Source organism: Streptomyces sp. RKAG337 (assembly GCF_023701715.1).
GTDB lineage: Bacteria > Actinomycetota > Actinomycetes > Streptomycetales > Streptomycetaceae > Actinacidiphila.
Genome location: NZ_JAJOZA010000001.1, coordinates 7,327,447 through 7,344,853, shown reverse-complemented (window position 1 = coordinate 7,344,853; position 17,407 = coordinate 7,327,447). Strand labels below are relative to the sequence as shown.

Sequence of the window (17,407 nt, the reverse complement as noted above, 5' to 3'; positions counted from 1 at the left end):
CCACCGGACTTCACCGCGCCCGATCGAAACCGCCCCGGGCGTCACCCTCGCGGGTGCGCGATCTAGGCCCTGTCTTCAAACTGGCGCCTGCCCGGCGGGCGGACGCCGCCAGTTTGAAGACAGGGCCTAGGGTGCTGGGATGATCTCGCAGGGATATCTCTCCGACCTGTTCTCGCTGGACGGCCGCGTCGCCGTGGTGACCGGCGGCAGTTCCGGCATCGGCCGGGCCATCACCGGGGCGCTGGCCCGGGCGGGGGCGAGCGTCGTGATCGTGGCGCGCCGCGAGAAGGAGCTCACCGCCACGGTCGGCGAGCTGGCGGCCGACGGCTGCCGGGCGGCCTGGGTGAGCGCCGACCTGAGTACCGGCGACGGAGTCCGAACGGCGGCCGACGAGGCGGCCGCGGTGTTCGGGGAACCCGACATCCTCGTCAACTGCGCGGGCATCAATCTGCGGCCGCCGATGAGCGAGCTCGACGATGCGGTGTGGGACACCACGATGGCCGTGAACCTCAAGGCCCCCTTCCTGCTGGGGCAGCGGTTCGGTCCCGGGATGGCCGAGCGGGGCTTCGGGCGGATCATCCACATCACCTCCCAGCAGGCCCACCGGGCGTTCGTCCAGAGCGGCGCCTATGGCGTCTCCAAGGGGGCACTGGAGTCGCTGGCCCGGTCGCAGGCCGAGGCGTGGTCGCCGTCCGGCGTCACATGCAACACGCTCGTACCGGGGTTCGTGATGACCCCGCTCAACGAACGGCTGTCGTCGGACCCCGAGAAGGTCGCGGCGCTCGCCGCCCGCACGATGGTGGGGCGCAACGGCCTGGCCGAGGACTTCGCGGGCGCCGCGGTGTTCCTGGCGAGCCGCGCCTCGGCCTACGTCACCGGGCAGGCGATCTTCGTCGACGGAGGTCTCTCCGTGCACTGAGACCGGAGCCGGAACCCGAGCCGGAACCGGAGCAGGAACAGGAATCGGAGCCGGGTCAGGGTGTGCTGGTGAACGGGCCGGCACCGCTCCCCGGCCCGTTCACCACCGATCCACGGTCCCCGGTCGCGGTCAGATCCAGCCGTCGAGCGACGCCATGAAGCCGGCGAAGTCGTCACGGTGGATGCAGTGCCCGGCGCCCTTGACCGTACGGATCTCGAACCCGTTGGCCAGCAGCTCCTCGGCGTTCTCCGGGCTGATGCACAGGCTGGGATCGGCCAGCTGCACCAGCGACGGCACGACGGCGCTCGCCGGCAGGTATCCGAGGGCCGTGCCCTTCTCGGTGAGCGCGAAGAAGTCACGGTCGAAGAGGGCGAAGCCCGCCAGCTCGGCCGCGACATCGGCGTCCGACCAGCGGGGATTCATCGCGCGCACGCTGTCGCCGGTCGCGTTCGCGACCATGGCCAGCATGAACGCCGACGCGTTCGGCGGCATGTTCTCCAGCCGGAAGCCCGGGTCCGAGTAGACCGCGCGGGCCGGCCGCAGCCGGTCGGCGGCGAGCGCGAGGGACAGACCGCCCAGCGAGTGGCCGATGGCGAGGTCCGCGCCGGTCGGCAGGTTCTCCACCAGGTCGTCGGCCAGCAGCTCGGGCCGGTACTCGCCCCGCGGGCTGAGGCCGTGTCCGCGCAGGTCGGGAGCGATGACGCGGTAGCCGCGGGTGATCAGATCGTCCTCGACGGCGTGCCAGGTGCGGTAGTCCGACATGCCGCCGTGGATGAGCAGCGCGACCTTGTCGCCGTCACCGCGTTCATGGACGTTGAGCTTCATGATTCTCCTGCCCCGGGCCGGCCCGCGACCCCCTGAGTTACACGTGTAAGCACACGCTACACCCGACCCTTCCTCCCGCATACGCCGCCTTCCGGCCCTTCGGACGTTCTCCAGCGGATCGGGGGGCCTCACCCAGACCTGGAGCCCCGCAGATCAGGGCCCCATCGATGGGGCCCCATCGATCAGTGAGCCTCCCGCGGATCAGCGGGTTCGGCCGTCCAGCAGCCCGGCCAGGATCTCGGCCTCACTGATCTCCGGGCGCTTGGTCGCCGTGAGCAGCGTCAGCGGACGCCCCTCCCCCGCGAGCTCGCGCAGGTGCGCCAGCGCGGCCGCCCGTTCGGGTTCCTCCAGTTCGGCGCGGTAACGCCGGCCGAACTCCGCGAACAGCTCCGGGTCGTGGCCGTACCACTGACGCAACTCCGCCGACGGGGCCACCTGCTTGCACCACTCGTCGAGGGCCGCCTTGGCCTTGGTCAGCCCACGCGGCCAGAGCCGGTCGACCAGCACCCGGGCACCGTCGTCCGGCGCCGGCTCCTCGTAGATCCGACGCACCCGTACATCGCCGTTCGCCGACATCATCGCTCTCCTCACGGTGGCTGCGTTCCACACTGCACCGCCCGGGCCCGGCCTGCGACACCACCGGCGACCAGGGGCGACGCGACCGCGCCGCGCCGCCGAAGCCCTTCGACGGATCAACGGAGTTCGCCCTTCCGCTTGTTGGGCCTTGACAGTGCGAAGTGCCCTGAGGATCCTGTCTTACTGTCGTAGGACAATAGGAGAACACTGGTGATCGAGTTCGTGCTCGACGGCCGCTCGCGGGTGGCCACCTACATGCAGCTGGTGCTCCAGGTGAAGCAGTCGCTACGGGTCGGACTGCTGGAGCCGGGCGACCAGCTGCCCAAGGTGCGGGCGGTGGCCCAGTCGCTGGCGATCAACCCGAACACCGTCCTGAAGGCGTACCGGGAACTGGAGATCGAGGGTCTGGCGGAGGGCCGCCCCGGCGTGGGCACCTTCATCGTGCGCACGCTGGCAGGACCGTCGCTGGTCAACCAGGCCGACCTGCGCGAGGACCTGGTGATCTGGCTTCGCAAGGCGCAGGCCGCCGGCCTGCCCCGCGACGACATCGCCGCCCTGATCGACACCACCCTGCGCGCCACCCTCGACGGCCCGGCACCCAAGGACATCTCATGAGCGAAGTGGGAGCACACATGACGGACACGGCGTTGGAAACGGACGCCCTGGGCAAGCGCTACGGGCGTACCTGGGCGCTGCGCGACTGCTCACTGCAGCTGCCGGCCGGGCGGATCGCCGCACTGGTCGGACCGAACGGTGCGGGCAAGTCCACCTTGCTGCACCTGGCCGTCGGCCTGTTGCGGCCGGATTCCGGACAGGTACGGGTCTTCGGCCAGGACCCGCGCGACAACCCCTCGGTGCTGGCCGACATCGGCTTCGTCGCCCAGGACACCCCGCTCTACGAGGACTTCACCACCACCGACCTGATCACCATGGGCGGCAAGCTCAACCGCCGCTGGGACGCCGCCCTCGCCCGCGACCGGCTCGCCCAGCTCGACCTCCCGCCGGACAAGCCGGTCGGCAAATTGTCCGGTGGGCAGCGCGCCCAGGTCGCGCTGGCCCTGGCGCTCGCCAAGCGGCCCCGCCTGCTGCTGCTCGACGAGCCGATCGCCAGTCTCGACCCGCTGGCGCGCCATGAGTTCATGCAGACGCTGATGGGCGCGGTCGGCGAGACCGACACCACGGTCCTGCTCTCCTCGCATCTGCTGACCGACCTGGAACGCACCTGCGACTACCTGATCGTGTTGCAGACGGCTCAGGTCCAACTGGCCGGCCCCGTCGACGATCTGCTCGCCGAACACCGGACGTGGGTCGGCCCGCGCACCGGGACCGACGCGATCCCCGGTCCGGCGAAGGTCGTCCGCGCCAGCCACACCGACCGGCAGTCCACTCTGCTCGTGCGCACCCAGGGCCGCCCGCTCGACGACCTCGCGTGGTCCGAGCACGAAGTGACCCTCGAAGACCTCGTCCTGGCCTATCTCACCGCCGCCGCCCGTCCGGCCCGCACCTCGATGGATGTGACCGCATGATCTGGCTCACCTGGCGCCAGCACCGCAAGCAGGCCCTGTTCACCGTCATCGCCCTCGCGCTGCTCGCCGCCCTCGTGGTGCCCACCGGGCTGCGGATGCACCACTCCATCAAGAGCTCCGGCCTGGCCGCCTGTCTGTCCAAGCTGGGTTCGGCCGAGCTCGTCTCCCACAACGACTGTCACAAGCTCAGCACCGAGTTCTCCAATCAGTTCGCCGCCATGCCATTCATCAGCGTGCTGTTCGTGGCTCTGCCGCTCCTGGTCGGGCTGTTCTTCGGCGCCCCACTGGTCGCCCGGGAGGTCGAGCACGGCACCCACCGGCTGGTGTGGACGCAAGGAGTCAGCCGTCGGCACTGGGCAGTGGCCAAGTTCGGCCTGATCGGCGGGGCCACGACGCTCCTCGCCGTCGTGTACGCGCTGGGCGTCTCCTGGTGGTCGGAACCTCTGGCCACCATCGGGAACGGGCGGTTCACCTACATCTTCTTCGATGTGCAGGGCATCGCACCGATCGGCTACACCCTGTTCGCGGTGGCACTGGGTATCTTCGCCGGCACCGTCTGGCGCAAGGTGATGCCCGCCATGGCGGTCACTCTCGGCGGGTTCCTCGTGGTCCGCATCGGCATCGAACTCCTCGCCAGAATGCACTACATGGCCCCGCGCAACCTCACCTACGCGGTCAGCGGCAACCTGCAGCCGAACCCGTCCCTGAGCAACTGGGTGTCCTCCATGGGCGTACGGGACGCCGGCGGCAGAGCCGTCATGAGCAACAGCCAGGTGGGGTGCCCGTCGGTCGGGACCAAGGCGGCCCCGGGACTCCCCGACGCCGACAGCTGTCTGAGCCAGATGGGTCTGGGGCGCGGCGCCTACAACTGGCAGCGCTTCCAGCCCGGTGACCGCTTCTGGGCGTTCCAGGGCATCGAAACCGGCATCTTCATCGCGCTGGCCGCCCTGCTGCTCTGGCTCGCCGTCCGCCGCATCAGCCGCGTCGCCTGACCAGGCGTCAGACATCGGGCGTCAGACCAGGCGTCAGACATCGGGCGTCACGCCTCGTTGTTCCACATGCGGAACACGGTGCACTTGCCGCGGTTGTCGAAGGTCACGGTCCAGAGGTTGGAGAAGGTGCCGAGTTCCTTGTAGACGCCGGTGCCCTGGATGGCCGCCGTGTCTCCGTTGATCAGGAGAAGGGACCACTCGAACGTCCAGCCGCCCTGCTGCCACGGCTCCCGGCCGAGCCACCCCTCGACGATCTCGTCGCGCCCGTTCCAATCGGTCGCGTACGGCCATTCGTGGTACTCGGCGTCCGGCGCGAAGAGGGCCTTGATGTCCTTCGCCGCGCCGGTGCTCCAGGCCCGCACGTAGCTCTCGACCCACGCTTCCACCTGCTGCTTCGTTACCATCGCTGCTTCGTTCCTTCGTTCCTGTGTCGTCCCGCGGTTCGGCGGCGCGGTGGGCGCGGTCCACCGCGGTTCCGAGCATGCGCCACATCCCGCCGACAGGGCAGGACGAGGCTTCCTGGGTGCGCCACTCCCAGGATCGGGCGACGTACGATGCATGGATGAGCGGTCATGAACTGGGTGAATTCCTGCGGGCGCGCCGCTCCCGGCTGAAACCCGCTGACGTGGGGATTCCGTCCTCCGGAGCGCGTCGGGTCGCCGGACTGCGGCGCGAGGAGGTCGCCGTCCTGGCCGGGGTGAGCGCCGATTACTACGCCCGTCTGGAGCAGGGCCGGGAGCGGAACCCGTCCGGTCAGGTCATCGACGCCATCGCGCGGGCTCTGCGGCTGGACGCCGACGCCTGCTGGCACGCGTACCGGCTCGCCGGCCTCGTGCCGAAGGCGGTACCCGCCGGCAGTCCCGACCTGGTGGATCCCGCCCTGCTCCAACTGATGGACGCCTTTCCCTCGGCCGTCGCCTACGTCACCAACCGCCGTCTGGAGATCCTCGCTTCGAACGCACTGGCCGACGCTCTGCTCTCACCGCTGACCAACCCTCGCGACATGATCCGCTCGCTCTTCCACGATCCTGCCGCCCGCGAACTCTTCGCCGACTGGCAGTCCGTCGCGAGCGACTCGGTCGAGGCGCTGCGGCTGGCCGCGGGTTACGACCGGAGTGACCCCGGGATCGCCGCGGTCGTCGCCGAGCTCCTCGCCGACAGCGAGGAGTTCGCCGCGCTGTGGCACCACCACGACGTCAGCCGCCTGGGCAGCAGGAGCAAGGTCTTCAACCATCCGGACGTCGGCCGGATCGAGCTGGCGTACCAGAGCTTCGACGTCCAGAGTGCGCCCGGGCAGTATCTGCTGGTCGGCACCGCCGAGCCGGGCAGTGCGAACGCCGACTCCCTCGCCCTCCTCGGGTCGCTGCACGCCGTCGGCCGCGCCGGCCGGCCGCGGCCGGACAGCGGCTGACCCGGCCCCGAAATCGATCACCCGCACGAGGGGCGTGCCGGTGCATCATGCTCACGGCGCCTCGTGCACTCGGTGGGGTGAAGGGCGGCCGAGGGGGATTGCCTGTCCGGTACGAGGTCGTTGGTCGGGGCGTGACAGCGATCCAGGAGGCCGGGGTTCCGACCGGCCGGCGGCGGAGGACAGGCGACGGCACGGCCGAAGAATCGGTTCTTCTTGTGGACGGGCCTCCGATCTATGCCGCGCTCGCCCTGCAGTGGCACCAGGCCGGGCGCATAGTGCCCGGCCAGTACGACCGCGAGTGGTCCGCACTGGTGGCCACCGCACCGGGAGCCGGTGGTCACTGACCCGAGCGGGATGCCGGACTTCCCCCCGGCATCCCGCAAACGGCCCGGACCGCCCGGTCCACACCGACTGCCGCGCCGCGCGGACCGCACCGGCTGCCGGCCAGCCCTCCTGGCGCACGACTGGGCCCGCGGAGCCCACGGCAGCCCCCGAGCCCGCGGCCGCGCCCGGACACCGATAATGGGCCCCATGCAAAGCCGCCTCGCCCCGCCCGCCTGGCTGGTCAGGACACTCACCCCGCAGACCGCTCCCATCCCCTGGCCCGCCGTCGGCCGCGCCGGCATCGCCATGGCGGCGCCGCTCGCCGTGGGCCTGGCCGCCGGACAGCCGGCGTACGGGGCGCTGGTGTCGATGGGAGCCCTGTCCGGGGTCATCGGCGACACCGCCGACGCCTACCGCATGCGGGTCTTCAACATCGCCGTGCCACAGCTCTTCGGTGCCCTCGGCGTCATGTTCGGCACCATCGTCTTCGGTCACGGCTGGCTGGCGGTCGGCGCGCTGACACTGATCGCGCTCGTCTCCGGGATGATGTCGACCATCGGCGCGGTGGCCTCCGTATCGGGGTTGCTGCTTCTGCTGAACTCGGTGATCGGGGCCGGGCTCCCGTTGCCGGGGCCGTGGTGGAAGGCCCCGCTGCTGCTCGCCTGCGGCGGCCTGTTCGTGCTGTTCCTCGCCCTGCTCGCCTGGCCGTTCCGCAGACAGGAACCCGAGCGCGCCGCCGTCGCCGCCGCCTACCGCGCGGTCGCGGATCTCCTCGAAGCGGCGGGCAAGGACACCTATGACGCCAAGCGGCAGGCGGTCACCCAGGCCCTCAACACGTCGTACGACCTGATCCTCGCCCGGCGCGCCCGAGCCCACGGTCGCAGCGGCCCGTTCGTACGGCTCCTGTCCGCGCTCAACGTGCTGATCCCGCTCGTCGAGGCGGCGCCCGCCGCCCATCTGCACGGCGCGCCGCTGCCCGCCGGGATTCCCGCCGCCGTACGGGACCTGGCCGACGCGGTCGAGACGGGCACTACGGGGCGGCCGGACGCCGGACCACCCGACGCGGACGGACCCGCCCGCCCGTCCCCCGGTCACCGCCCCTCGGCGAGTGCTCCGCCCGTACCTTCCGAACTCGCCGTCGACGTCGCGCTCCGCCACGCGGCCGCCGTCGTGTACGAGACGGACCCCGACCCGTACAACGTCGACGACCGCCTCGGCCTGCCGGCCGCGCTCCGCATCCGGGTCCGCCGTGCGACCCGTAACGTACTGCTCTCCGAGGGGTCCTGGCGCTACGGTCTGCGGCTCGCGCTCTGCATCGGGATCGCCCAGGGCCTGGTCTCGCTGATCGCCGTGCCCCGCTCCTACTGGGTCGCGCTCACCGTCACCTTCGTCCTCAAGCCCGACTTCGGTTCGGTCTTCTCCCGCGCCGTGCTGCGCGCACTCGGTACGGCGGTGGGCCTGGTCACCGCGGCGGCCGTGCTGAGCCAGGTGCCGCGCGGCTGGTGGGACGTGCTGGCCCTGGTGCTGCTCGCGGCGCTGATCCCGGCCGCGTCGGCGAAGGGGTACGCCTACCAGACGGCGGCCATCACCCCGGTGATCCTGCTGCTCTCCGACGTTCTCAACCACCAGGGGTTCGCGCTGGTGGTCCCGCGCCTCGTCGACAGCCTCATCGGGTGCGGCATCGCGTTGATCGCGGGGTATCTGCTGTGGCCCGAGAGCTGGCAGACCCGTATCGGGGACCGGCTCGCCAGTGCCGTCGAAGACACCGCGCACTATGTGGAGACCGCCTTCGGACCGGCCACCGACCATGCCTCACGCACCCGGCAGCGACGCCGCCTCTACCGTGATCTGTCCACCGTGCGCACGGAGTTCCAGCGCACGCTGACCGAACCGCCGCCCACCGGAACCCGGGCCGCCGCCTGGTGGCCGCTGGTCGTCGCGGTCGAGCGGATCGTCGACGCGACGACCGCCGCCCGGGTCCGCGTCAACCACGGCGCGCCCGACCCCGCGCCCGCCGAGGTCGAAGCGGTCGCGTTCCACCTGCGGGAACTGGCGGCCGGCGTACGGAGCTCGGACCGGCTGATCGAGGTCCGCGCCGAGCTGGCGGGGGACGAGGAGGGGGTCCTCGCCCCGCTCCGCCAGGAGGTGAGCGCCGCGCGGGCGATCACCTCCCCCGACCCCTGACAGCGCGGTCACGCGACGGCGCCGACAGGTGCCGGGGTGCGGCGACCGCCGGGGATCAGGCCGACTTGATCATGTCGGCGCACTTCTCGCCGATCATCATCGTCGTGATGCACGGGTTGACGGCCGGCAGGAACGGCATCACCGAGGCGTCCGCCACCCGCAGCCCGGTGACGCCCTTGACCCGCAGCTGCGGGTCGAGCGGCGACTCGGGGTCGTCGACCGCGCCCATCCGTACGGTGCCCGCCGGGTGGTAGACCGTGTTGTGGGTCTTGCGGATGTAGTCCAGCAGCTCCTCGTCGGACGTGGCCGCGGGACCGGGGGCCAGTTCCGCACCGGCCCAGTCGGCCATCGGGGACTGCGCGACGATCTCCCGCGCGAGGCGCAGCCCGTGGGTCATCACCCGCACGTCGTGCTCGTCGGTGAAGTACCGCGGGTCGACCCGCGGCTTGTCCCGGAAGTCGCGGGTCCGCAGCCGGACGGTGCCCATCGACCGGGCCCGGGTGACGTTCGGGGTGAGACAGAAGGCGTTCTCGGACGTCGGGTAGCCGTAGCGGTACGTGTTCAGGTCGAACGGCACCTGGCCGTAGTGGAACATCAGGTCCGGCCGGTCCAGGCCCTCCTGGGTGTCGGTGAAGATGCCGATCTCCCACCACTGGGTGGACGTGGCGACCATGGGCCGCTTCGCCTCCCACATGACCAGGCCCTCCGGGTGGTCCTGGAGGTGGGAGCCGACTCCGGGGGAATCGGCGAGGACGTCCACACCGGAGTCCTTGAGGTGCCCGGCCGGGCCGATGCCCGACAGCATCAGCAGCTTGGGCGAGTCGATGGCCCCGCAGGCCACGATCACCTCGCGCCGCGCCCCGACCGCCAGCGAGTGGATGGTGTCGGGCGCCAGGTACTCCACGCCCGTGCAGCGCTTCTCGGCGTCGAACAGCAGCCGCTTGGCCTGCAGACCGGTGCGGACCTCGAGGTTGGGCCGCTTGCCGAGGATCGGGTGCAGATAGGAAACCGACGCGGAGGAGCGGGTGCCGTCCTGACGGGCGTTGATCTGGAACCAGTGCGCACCGCGCACCACGGTGGTGCCGGTGTTGAACGGTGTGGTGGGGATGCCGGCCGCCGCACAGGCCTCCAGCAGTGCCGTGCCGCACGGGTCGTTCGGCGGGACGCTGCGGATGGTGACCGGGCCCGAGCGGCCGTGGTGGTCGCCGGGCGCGTCGTTGGTCTCCAGCCGCCGGTAGAGCGGGAAGCAGTCCGCGGCGCTCCAGCCGGTGCAGCCCAGCGCGCCCCACTCGTCGAGGTCCTCCGCAGGTGCCCAGAAGGCGATGCAGGAGTTGTGCGAGGAACAGCCGCCGAGCACCTTCGCGCGGGCGTGCCGCATGAAGCTGTTGCCGTTCTCCTGCGGCTCCACCGGGTAGTCCCAGTCGTAGCCGGACTCCAGCAGCCCCATCCACTTGTCGAGTCGCAGGATGTTGTCGTCACCGACGTCGGAAGGTCCGGCCTCCAGCACGCAGACGCTGACGCTCGGGTCCTCGGTCAGCCGGGCGGCCACCACGGCGCCGGCCGTTCCGCCACCGACCACAACATAGTCGAACTCGTCCATGTCAGTTCTTCCTCGTTTCACAGTGCGTGCTCACGGTGCGGTCCCACGGTCCGGTCGTACGGCCCGGGTCAGGGCGGCCCGTGTCAGGGCCCGCCGTGGATCGGTGCGGGCTCCGCGCCGAAGGCGTGTTCGGCGAGAACGCCGGTCTTCTTGCGCTGGACGAACCAGTAGTAGGTGAAGCCGCCGACCGCGACGACGCTGACGAACAGGACACCGCCCCAGCGCAGGTACCAGTGCTGAGGACCGGTGGCGTTGTAGACCTCGGCGCGCGGCCACAGCAGGTTGACGGTCATCCCGATGCCCCAGAGCACGGCCAGGATGTTGACCGGCAGGCCCCACCGGCCGAGCGAGAAGTGGTCGGTCGACGGTTTCCACTTCTTGCGCAGCCGCTGTACCAGCATGGGCATGGTGACCAGCAGATAGGCGACGTAGATCATGATGATGGCGATGCTGGTGACCACCGAGAAGATCTGCGGCTGGTTGATGTTGACGACCAGGATGGCGATCGCCACGATCCCGATCACACAGGTGGCCAGCACCGGCGTCTGGAACCGGGGGTGCAGCTTGGCCAGCTTGTGGCCGGCCGGCAGGTTGTTGTCCCGGGCCATCGCGAAGGCCAGCCGCAGCCCCGCGGTCTGCACGGACAGCGCGCACACGGTGATGGCGATGACCACGCACCACAGCACCGCCTGGCCGATCGTCTCGCCGAGCGTGGCCTTCACCACGTACTGGAGCCCGTCCACGGAGAGTTCCTTGGCGTGCAGGTCCGGGGTGGCCAGCAGCGCGAAGAGCAGGATCAGACCGCCGAGGATGAACGAGGCGATGAGCGCCCGCAGGATGGCCCGCGGGGCGTTGCTGGCCGGGTCGATGGACTCCTCGCCGAGCGAGGACGCGGTGTCGAAGCCGTACATCACGTACGCCGAGGCGAGCGAGGCGGTGAGGAACGCGCCGAAGTAGCCGAGCGTCTGCCCCTGGCCGAGCCCGTTGGTGTGCATGATGGCGCTCGGGCCGCGGGTGATGTGCGCGGCGAGCAGGATCACCAGGACGACCGCGGCGATCAGCTCGATGAAGACCCCGGTGGAGTTGATGGTGGCCATCAGCTTCACTCCGAAGGCGTTCACCACGGTGGTGAAGATGATCAGGATCGTGCCCAGCAGTACGGCGTTGGCGGCCGCGTCGTACTTGCCGGTGCCGTCGCCGATGATCTGGAACCAACTGGAGATCTGCGGGAGCGTCAGCTGGTAGGCCAGGGCCACGGCGGCCAGCGACACCATGGTCGCGACCGTCATCATCCAGCCGGCCAGCCAGCCGATGTGCGGGCCGCCGGTCTGCTTGGCCCAGTTGTAGACCGAGCCCGCGACGGGGAAGCGCGCCGCGAGTTCGCAGAAGCACAGCGCCACCATCAGCTGGCCGATGAAGACCATCGGCCAGGACCACCAGTAGGCGGGCCCGCCGAAGCTGACACCGAAGTAGAACAGCTGGAAGGTGCCGGTCAGGATGGAGATGTAGCTGATCCCGGCGGCGAAGGTGTGGAAGTTGCCGAGCGTGCGCTTGAGTCCTGGCTTGTAGCCGAGCTCGGTGAGCGCCGCGTCGTTGTCGACCTCGCCGCTCACCGGCTCGGAGGCCGGGCCGGGGGCGCTCATTCGAACCACCGCTGCGGGCGCGCCGCGGTGTTGCGCCAGATGTGCTTGGCCTCCTGGTACTCGGCCAGTCCGGCCGGGCCCAGTTCACGGCCGACGCCGGACTGCTTCATACCGCCCCATTCGGCTTGTGGCACGTAGGGATGGAAGTCGTTGATCCATACGGTTCCGACGCGCAGCCGGGCGGCCACCCGGTGCGCACGTTCGCCGTCCTGCGTCCAGACCGCTCCGGCCAGTCCGTAGACGGTGTCGTTGGCGAGCGCGACCGCCTCGGCCTCGTCGCGGAACCGCTCGACGGTCAGCACCGGGCCGAACGATTCGTCGCGGACCACGGACATGCCAGCGGTGCACTCGTCCAGCACCGTCGGCGGGTAGTAGTAGCCGTTGGCCAGCGCCGGGTCCTCGGGTCGCGCACCGCCGCAGCGGAGCACCGCCCCTTCCGCCAGGCCGGCCGCGACATACGCCTCGACCTTGTCGCGGTGCGCGGCGGAGATCAGCGGGCCGGTGCGGGCATCCTTGTCGAAGGGGCCGCCGAGCCGGATCTCCTGGGCCCGTCGCACCAGCTCGTCCACGAACCTGTCGTGCAGCTCGTCCTGGACCAGCAGCCGGGCGCCGGCCGAGCAGACCTGCCCGGAGTGCAGGAACACCGCCATCAGGGCGAAGTCGACCGCGGTGTCGAACTCGGCGTCGGCGAAGACGATGTTGGGGTTCTTGCCGCCCAGTTCCAGGGCGATCTTCTTCACGGTGGGCGCGGCGGCGGCCATGATGCGCCGTCCGGTGATCAGCCCGCCGGTGAAGGACACCAGGTCGACGCGCTCGTCCGTGCTGAGCGGCGCTCCCGCGACGGCCCCGGCACCGAGCACCAGGTTGGCGACGCCGTCGGGCAGCCCGGCCTCCTTGAGCAGCCCCATCAGGAGGATGGCGGTGTGCGGGGTCAGCTCGCTGGGCTTGAGCACGAAGGTGTTGCCGGCCGCGAGCGCGGGGGCCACCTTCCACGCGGTCTGCAGCAGCGGGTAGTTCCACGGGGTGATCAGGGAGCAGACGCCGACCGGCTCGTGCACCACCCTGCTGTCCGTCTCCGGGTTGCCGGTGTCGATGACCCGGTCGGTGCCGCCCGAGGCGGCCAGATTGCCGAAGTACCGGAAGCAGTTGGCGATGTCGTCCATGTCGTATTCGCTCTCGACCAGCCGCTTCCCGGTGTCCAGGGATTCGGCGCGGGCGAAGGCGGCCTTGTCGCGCTCGAGCAGATCGGCGACCCGCAGCAGCAGCCGGCCGCGCTGGGCGGCCGGTGTGCCGGGCCAGGGCCCGTTGTCGAACGCCTCGCGTGCGGCGCCCACCGCGGCGGCGGCGTCCTGGGGACCCGCCTCATCGACGGTGGCGACCAGCTTGCCGTCCGCCGGACAACGGATCTCGCGCACCTGCCCGTCGGAGGCGGCGGTCCACTGGCCGCCGATGAACAGCTCCGGCATGAAGGCTCCTGCAGTTCGTGTTGGGCTGTGCGGTCTTGTGACGGTCTGTTATCCGACACTAAGGCGACCGTCCGGCGTCCGCAGCACACGAGCGGCCAACCGGACGGCATCCCTCCGCGCATCTGTCCGCAAATCCGGAAACCATGCGTAACCCATGCGGTCTAATCATCCGTCACCATGAAGCGGGCATACGGAGGCTCCGCCGCAGGTCAGTGCGGCGGAGTCCGGCAGTACTGGTGGAGCGGGACCTCGACCCCGGGTTCGGACGGGCCACGGCTTCGGGCCGGTCCACGCGTTCAGACGTCCGCTCGTTCAGACGTGTTGCGGGGCTTCGTCCTTCAGGCTTCCGCGGACCATCTCGCGCAGCTCCGGGGTGTCCGCGTGTCCATGGACCGACGCGGCGTGCTCGGACGCCGCACGTACGACCTCATCCTCCTCGCCGGCGATGGTCAGCGTGCAACCGGATTCGCTGGGCATGTCCCGGCAGTCGGCGACCTTACGCATGACAAACCTCCAGTCCGCCCGGGCCGCCGTACCGCCGGCCTGTGGGCACTGGAGCCGAAGCCATGGGGCAGGCGCTGGGCTATATACCACAAATATAGGTATTCCTGACGAAGAACACCAGGTTGCGGACCGCCTCAGGAGTCGAGCCAATGCCGCCGGCCGAGGCTGATGACCCGCAGCTGACGGCGTGCGGTGGAGGTGATGCGCTCCTCGTCCTCCGGCGTCGCCTCCAGGAACTGGGACGCGGTGGTCACCATGTGGTCCACGTAGAGCTCCGCGAGCATCCGCACGTCGTCGTCCGTCCAGCCGTCGGAGACGGGCTGAAGAGCGAGACCGGCGGCCACCTCGTCGGCGAAGTGCGTCAGCTGGGTGGCGATCGCCTCGCGCACCGGACGGACGCCGCCGTGCCGTTCACGGGCGATGAAGCGGATGTGCGGCCGGTGGTCGAGGACATGGCCGGCGATGATCTCCACCGTGCGGTCGATCAGCCGGTCAGGATCCCGCTGCTCGGCCATCGCCGCCTGGATCGCCGAATGCAGGCTGCCGAGCGACTCCTCGACCAGGGCGACCCCGAGATCCGACAGGTCCTGGAAGTGCCGGTAGAACGCCGTGGGCGAGACGCCCACCGCGCGGGTGACCTCGCGCAGCCCGAGACTGCTCAGATTCTGGTGCTCCAGCAGGCCCAGCGCGGCATCCAGGAGGGCCTGGCGGGTCTGCTGCTTACGGGCCTGTCGGACGCCGAGGGTGTGACTCATGTCATTCAGTAAACATCTGTTCTCCGAAATTTGCCAGGGTAGACTCTCACTCAGTGAACAGTTGTTACCCGAACTTCCCAACTCCCCAAGGAGGGAACGCAGATGAGCCTCGTCGTACTCCTCATGGCCATGGGCATCCTGATGGGCGCCGCCGCCCACACCTCACTCTCGGTCTTCACCATCGCGTCGGCCCTGATCGTCGCCTGGCTGCTGGCCTTCGGCGTCCGCGAGGGCATCGCCCGCGTCCGGAACCACCGCTGACCAGCAGAACCACCCGGTTCCACACCAATTAGCAAGGGGGAAACACCATGAACGCCATCAACACCCAGCTCACCTCGCCCACCACGCCCGCCACGCACTCGACCCGGGAGCGCAAGGACGCCGACGGCATGGCCGTCGCCTCGTTCCTGCTCGGCCTGCCCGGCCTGCTCGTCCTCAACCTCGTGCTCGGCCCCTGCGCCATCGCGCTGGCCTGCACCGCGCTCGCCAAGGGCACCCAGCGCCGCGGCCGCGCCCTGATCGGCCTGGCCCTCGGCGTCGCCGACCTCGGCATCCTGCTGGTCATGACGATCGCCAACCACGGCGTGCTCTGGCAGTTCTGACCGACCCGCCGGACGACACCCCGGCGGACGACACCCCGGCCACCGGCCTCTCGGCGGCCCATGACCAGCGACTCCAGGACTCCCTGGCCCCGTTCCTCAGGGGCCGGGTCGGCAGTCCGGAGAGCTGAACTCCTCACCGGCCGGAACACGGCGCTCGACGATCCCGTCGCGCCGTGTCGAACGGGTTCGAATCCTTCGTGCACACATCTAGGCCGTACCGACTGGTCGGTACTACCCTCTGGCCACGCCCCCCGAAGGCGCTCCGCTCGGCACATCCGTATCCAGGAGGAGCCGCATGGCCACGCCCCCGTCGTTGCACGACGAAGCCAACGCCGTCCCCGAACCGCCCGCCAGACCCCGGCCCGGCCTCGCCGCCCGACTGTGGCACCGCGACCTCGCGCACTATCCCGCCACCGGCCGCCGTATGGCGTACCTGGCGATCGTCGTCGTGACCACCGTCGTCCTGTACTACATGCTGTACATCCAGTACGCGGTCGCCACTTCGATCATCGCGCACTTCCACATGACCTACAGCTACTTCATCTGGGTCTCGGTCGTCGGCAACGCGGTGGGAGCCTTCGCATCACTGGCCGCCGGCCTCGCGGACCGCTGGGGGCGGGCCAACATGGTCGTCTACGGGCTGCTGATCGCCGCGCTGCTCGTCCTGTTCGGACTGCCCAACGCCTCCTCCAAGGGCATGTACCTGGCGCTCTTCACCTGTGTGAGCTTCATCGAGGGTGTCGTCCTGGTCGCCACCCCCGCGCTGATCCGTGACTTCTCCCCGCAGCTCGGGCGGGCCACCGCCATGGGGTACTGGACGATGGGCCCGGTGATCGGCAGCCTCGTCGTCACCACGGTCACCAGCCACACCCTGGATTCAGCCAGCTGGCAGGACGAACTGCGGTACTCCGGCGCCTCCGGACTCGTCGTCTTCGTCATCGCGCTGTTCGCACTGCGCGAGCTCTCGCCCGCGCTCCGCGACCAGATCATGGTCAGCCTGCGCGACCGCGCCCTGGTCGAGGTCCGCGCCAAAGGCATGGACCCGCAGGCCGTCCAGCAGGGGCACTGGCGCCAGATGCTCCGGCTGGACGTGGTCGGCTCGGCGTTCGCCATCAGCGTCTACCTGTTGCTGTACTTCGCCGCGGTCGGGAACTTCGTCGTGTTCTTCGCGACCGTCTTCAGCTACACCGAGCAGCGCGCCAACGCGGTGGCCAACTGGTACTGGGCCGCGAACGCCGTGGCCCTGGTGGTGGCCGGCCTGCTGTCGGACCGGCTCCGGGTGCGCAAGCCGTTCATGGTCGTCGGGGCGCTCGGCTCGATCGTGGTCACCGCCGCGTTCGCGATGCGCGCCACGCATCCGGGCACCGACTACTACACGTTCGCCTGGCTGTTCGTCGGCATCGGTGCCTTCGCCGGGTTCGCCTACGCACCGTGGATGGCGAGCTTCACCGAGACGGTGGAGAAGCACAACCCGGCCGCCACGGCCACCGGTCTGGCGATCTGGGGCTGGATCATCCGGGCCGTCGTCGCGGTCTCCGCCGCCTTCATCCCGGTCCTCGTCACGGCCGTCACCCCGCTGGTCGACCACGGTGCCGAAGTCCAGGCGGCCCAGGTCCAGGCGGGTCCGGCCCTCGCCGTGGTCGGCGCGCACCAGGAGCTGTTCGCCGAACTTGGCAAGTTCCCGCCGACCGCCATCCCGCCGGACCTCACGGCGCGCGCGGTGAAGGAGGTCGGACCCGCCGACCTCGCGGTGGTCCAGAAGGCCCAGCCCCAGCTGCAGTTGCTGCAGGAGTACGGCCCCAAGGTGCAGAAGGCCGCCAAGGACGGCCCCGGGCAGTGGCGCACCTGGTGGTGGATCTGCGTCGGCGGCCAGGTGCTCTTCCTTCCGTTCATCTTCGTGATGTCCGGACGATGGAGCCCGAAGAAGGCCCGGGAGGACGCCGAGGAGCACCAGCTCGCCGTCGACCGCGAACTGGCGGCCCTCACGGCGGAACGCGCCTGACAGCGGCGCCCTTCAGTCGGTTCCGAGACCAGTGGTCTCGCCCGCGCCACCGGGAGTCCGGTGGCGCGGGCGTTCACT

At 70.2% G+C, this 17,407-nt stretch carries 18 protein-coding genes; 10 read left to right on the top strand and 8 right to left on the bottom strand.

Annotation, left to right across the window (positions count from 1 at the left end):
• Window positions 1–139: 139 nt before the first annotated feature.
• A complete protein-coding gene (locus LNW73_RS32545; RefSeq protein WP_250992435.1) occupies window positions 140–919 on the top strand; it encodes an SDR family NAD(P)-dependent oxidoreductase in 780 nt (259 codons plus the stop codon).
• A 129-nt stretch (window positions 920–1,048) separates the two neighbouring features.
• Here the strand turns inward: LNW73_RS32545 and LNW73_RS32540 are convergent, their stop codons facing one another.
• Together LNW73_RS32540 and LNW73_RS32535 are read right to left on the bottom strand one after the other, a co-directional pair.
• Window positions 1,049–1,744 (bottom strand): alpha/beta fold hydrolase, encoded by a 696-nt coding sequence (locus tag LNW73_RS32540; RefSeq protein WP_250992434.1) that lies wholly within the window; start codon window positions 1,742–1,744, stop codon window positions 1,049–1,051.
• 201 nt (window positions 1,745–1,945) lie between these two features.
• Window positions 1,946–2,323 (bottom strand): DUF488 domain-containing protein, encoded by a 378-nt coding sequence (locus LNW73_RS32535; protein ID WP_250992433.1) that lies wholly within the window; start codon window positions 2,321–2,323, stop codon window positions 1,946–1,948.
• A gap of 207 nt (window positions 2,324–2,530) precedes the next feature.
• On the opposite strand from LNW73_RS32535, the gene LNW73_RS32530 reads away from it, so the two are divergent.
• The 3 genes from LNW73_RS32530 to LNW73_RS32520 are packed head-to-tail and all read left to right on the top strand — an operon-like array spanning window position 2,531 to window position 4,838.
• Complete coding sequence (locus LNW73_RS32530; RefSeq protein ID WP_250974096.1) at window positions 2,531–2,935, top strand: GntR family transcriptional regulator; 405 nt, start codon at window positions 2,531–2,533, stop codon at window positions 2,933–2,935.
• Window positions 2,932–3,846, top strand: a complete 915-nt coding sequence (locus LNW73_RS32525; protein ID WP_250974097.1) for an ABC transporter ATP-binding protein — start codon at window positions 2,932–2,934, stop codon at window positions 3,844–3,846. The genes LNW73_RS32530 and LNW73_RS32525 overlap by 4 nt, the downstream gene beginning before the upstream one ends.
• On the top strand, window positions 3,843–4,838 hold the full coding sequence (locus tag LNW73_RS32520; protein ID WP_250974098.1) for an ABC transporter permease: 996 nt from the start codon (window positions 3,843–3,845) through the stop codon (window positions 4,836–4,838). The genes LNW73_RS32525 and LNW73_RS32520 overlap by 4 nt, the downstream gene beginning before the upstream one ends.
• Window positions 4,839–4,885: 47 nt before the next feature.
• Here LNW73_RS32520 and LNW73_RS32515 read toward each other — a convergent pair whose 3' ends face one another.
• Complete coding sequence (locus tag LNW73_RS32515) at window positions 4,886–5,242, bottom strand: nuclear transport factor 2 family protein (protein ID WP_250992432.1); 357 nt, start codon at window positions 5,240–5,242, stop codon at window positions 4,886–4,888.
• Between the two features lie 158 nt (window positions 5,243–5,400).
• On the opposite strand from LNW73_RS32515, the gene LNW73_RS32510 reads away from it, so the two are divergent.
• The 3 genes from LNW73_RS32510 to LNW73_RS32505 all read left to right on the top strand — a co-directional run bounded on the left by LNW73_RS32510 (window position 5,401) and on the right by LNW73_RS32505 (window position 8,757).
• Window positions 5,401–6,249, top strand: a complete 849-nt coding sequence (locus LNW73_RS32510; protein WP_250992431.1) for a helix-turn-helix domain-containing protein — start codon at window positions 5,401–5,403, stop codon at window positions 6,247–6,249.
• Window positions 6,250–6,464: 215 nt separating this feature from the next.
• The gene (locus LNW73_RS36120) at window positions 6,465–6,593 is read left to right on the top strand and encodes a hypothetical protein (RefSeq protein ID WP_285369262.1); all 129 of its coding nucleotides are present in this window, start codon (window positions 6,465–6,467) and stop codon (window positions 6,591–6,593) included.
• A 178-nt stretch (window positions 6,594–6,771) separates the two neighbouring features.
• Window positions 6,772–8,757, top strand: a complete 1,986-nt coding sequence (locus LNW73_RS32505) for an FUSC family protein (protein ID WP_374118237.1) — start codon at window positions 6,772–6,774, stop codon at window positions 8,755–8,757.
• Window positions 8,758–8,812: 55 nt separating this feature from the next.
• On the opposite strand, the gene LNW73_RS32500 is transcribed toward LNW73_RS32505, so the two are convergent.
• The 5 genes from LNW73_RS32500 to LNW73_RS32480 all read right to left on the bottom strand — a co-directional run bounded on the left by LNW73_RS32500 (window position 8,813) and on the right by LNW73_RS32480 (window position 14,725).
• A complete protein-coding gene (locus tag LNW73_RS32500; protein ID WP_250992429.1) occupies window positions 8,813–10,357 on the bottom strand; it encodes a GMC family oxidoreductase in 1,545 nt (514 codons plus the stop codon).
• A gap of 83 nt (window positions 10,358–10,440) precedes the next feature.
• Window positions 10,441–12,000, bottom strand: a complete 1,560-nt coding sequence (locus LNW73_RS32495; protein WP_250992428.1) for an APC family permease — start codon at window positions 11,998–12,000, stop codon at window positions 10,441–10,443.
• Entirely contained in the window at window positions 11,997–13,466 is a 1,470-nt protein-coding gene (locus tag LNW73_RS32490; RefSeq protein ID WP_250992427.1) for an aldehyde dehydrogenase family protein, read from the bottom strand. Before LNW73_RS32490 ends, LNW73_RS32495 begins: the two co-directional genes overlap by 4 nt.
• 312 nt (window positions 13,467–13,778) lie before the next feature.
• A complete protein-coding gene (locus LNW73_RS32485) occupies window positions 13,779–13,970 on the bottom strand; it encodes a DUF1059 domain-containing protein (RefSeq protein WP_250974105.1) in 192 nt (63 codons plus the stop codon).
• 134 nt (window positions 13,971–14,104) lie between these two features.
• Window positions 14,105–14,725 (bottom strand): TetR family transcriptional regulator, encoded by a 621-nt coding sequence (locus tag LNW73_RS32480; protein WP_138351404.1) that lies wholly within the window; start codon window positions 14,723–14,725, stop codon window positions 14,105–14,107.
• A gap of 102 nt (window positions 14,726–14,827) precedes the next feature.
• On the opposite strand from LNW73_RS32480, the gene LNW73_RS32475 reads away from it, so the two are divergent.
• The 3 genes from LNW73_RS32475 (at window position 14,828) to LNW73_RS32465 (ending at window position 17,329) form a co-directional block, all read left to right on the top strand.
• The gene (locus LNW73_RS32475) at window positions 14,828–14,986 is read left to right on the top strand and encodes a hypothetical protein (RefSeq protein ID WP_187144730.1); all 159 of its coding nucleotides are present in this window, start codon (window positions 14,828–14,830) and stop codon (window positions 14,984–14,986) included.
• Between the two features lie 47 nt (window positions 14,987–15,033).
• Window positions 15,034–15,327: a DUF4190 domain-containing protein gene (locus LNW73_RS32470; RefSeq protein WP_250992426.1), complete on the top strand. Its 294-nt coding sequence runs from the start codon at window positions 15,034–15,036 to the stop codon at window positions 15,325–15,327.
• A 295-nt stretch (window positions 15,328–15,622) separates the two neighbouring features.
• Window positions 15,623–17,329, top strand: coding sequence for an MFS transporter (locus LNW73_RS32465; protein WP_250992425.1), 1,707 nt, complete (start codon window positions 15,623–15,625; stop codon window positions 17,327–17,329).
• Window positions 17,330–17,407: the final 78 nt, after the last annotated feature.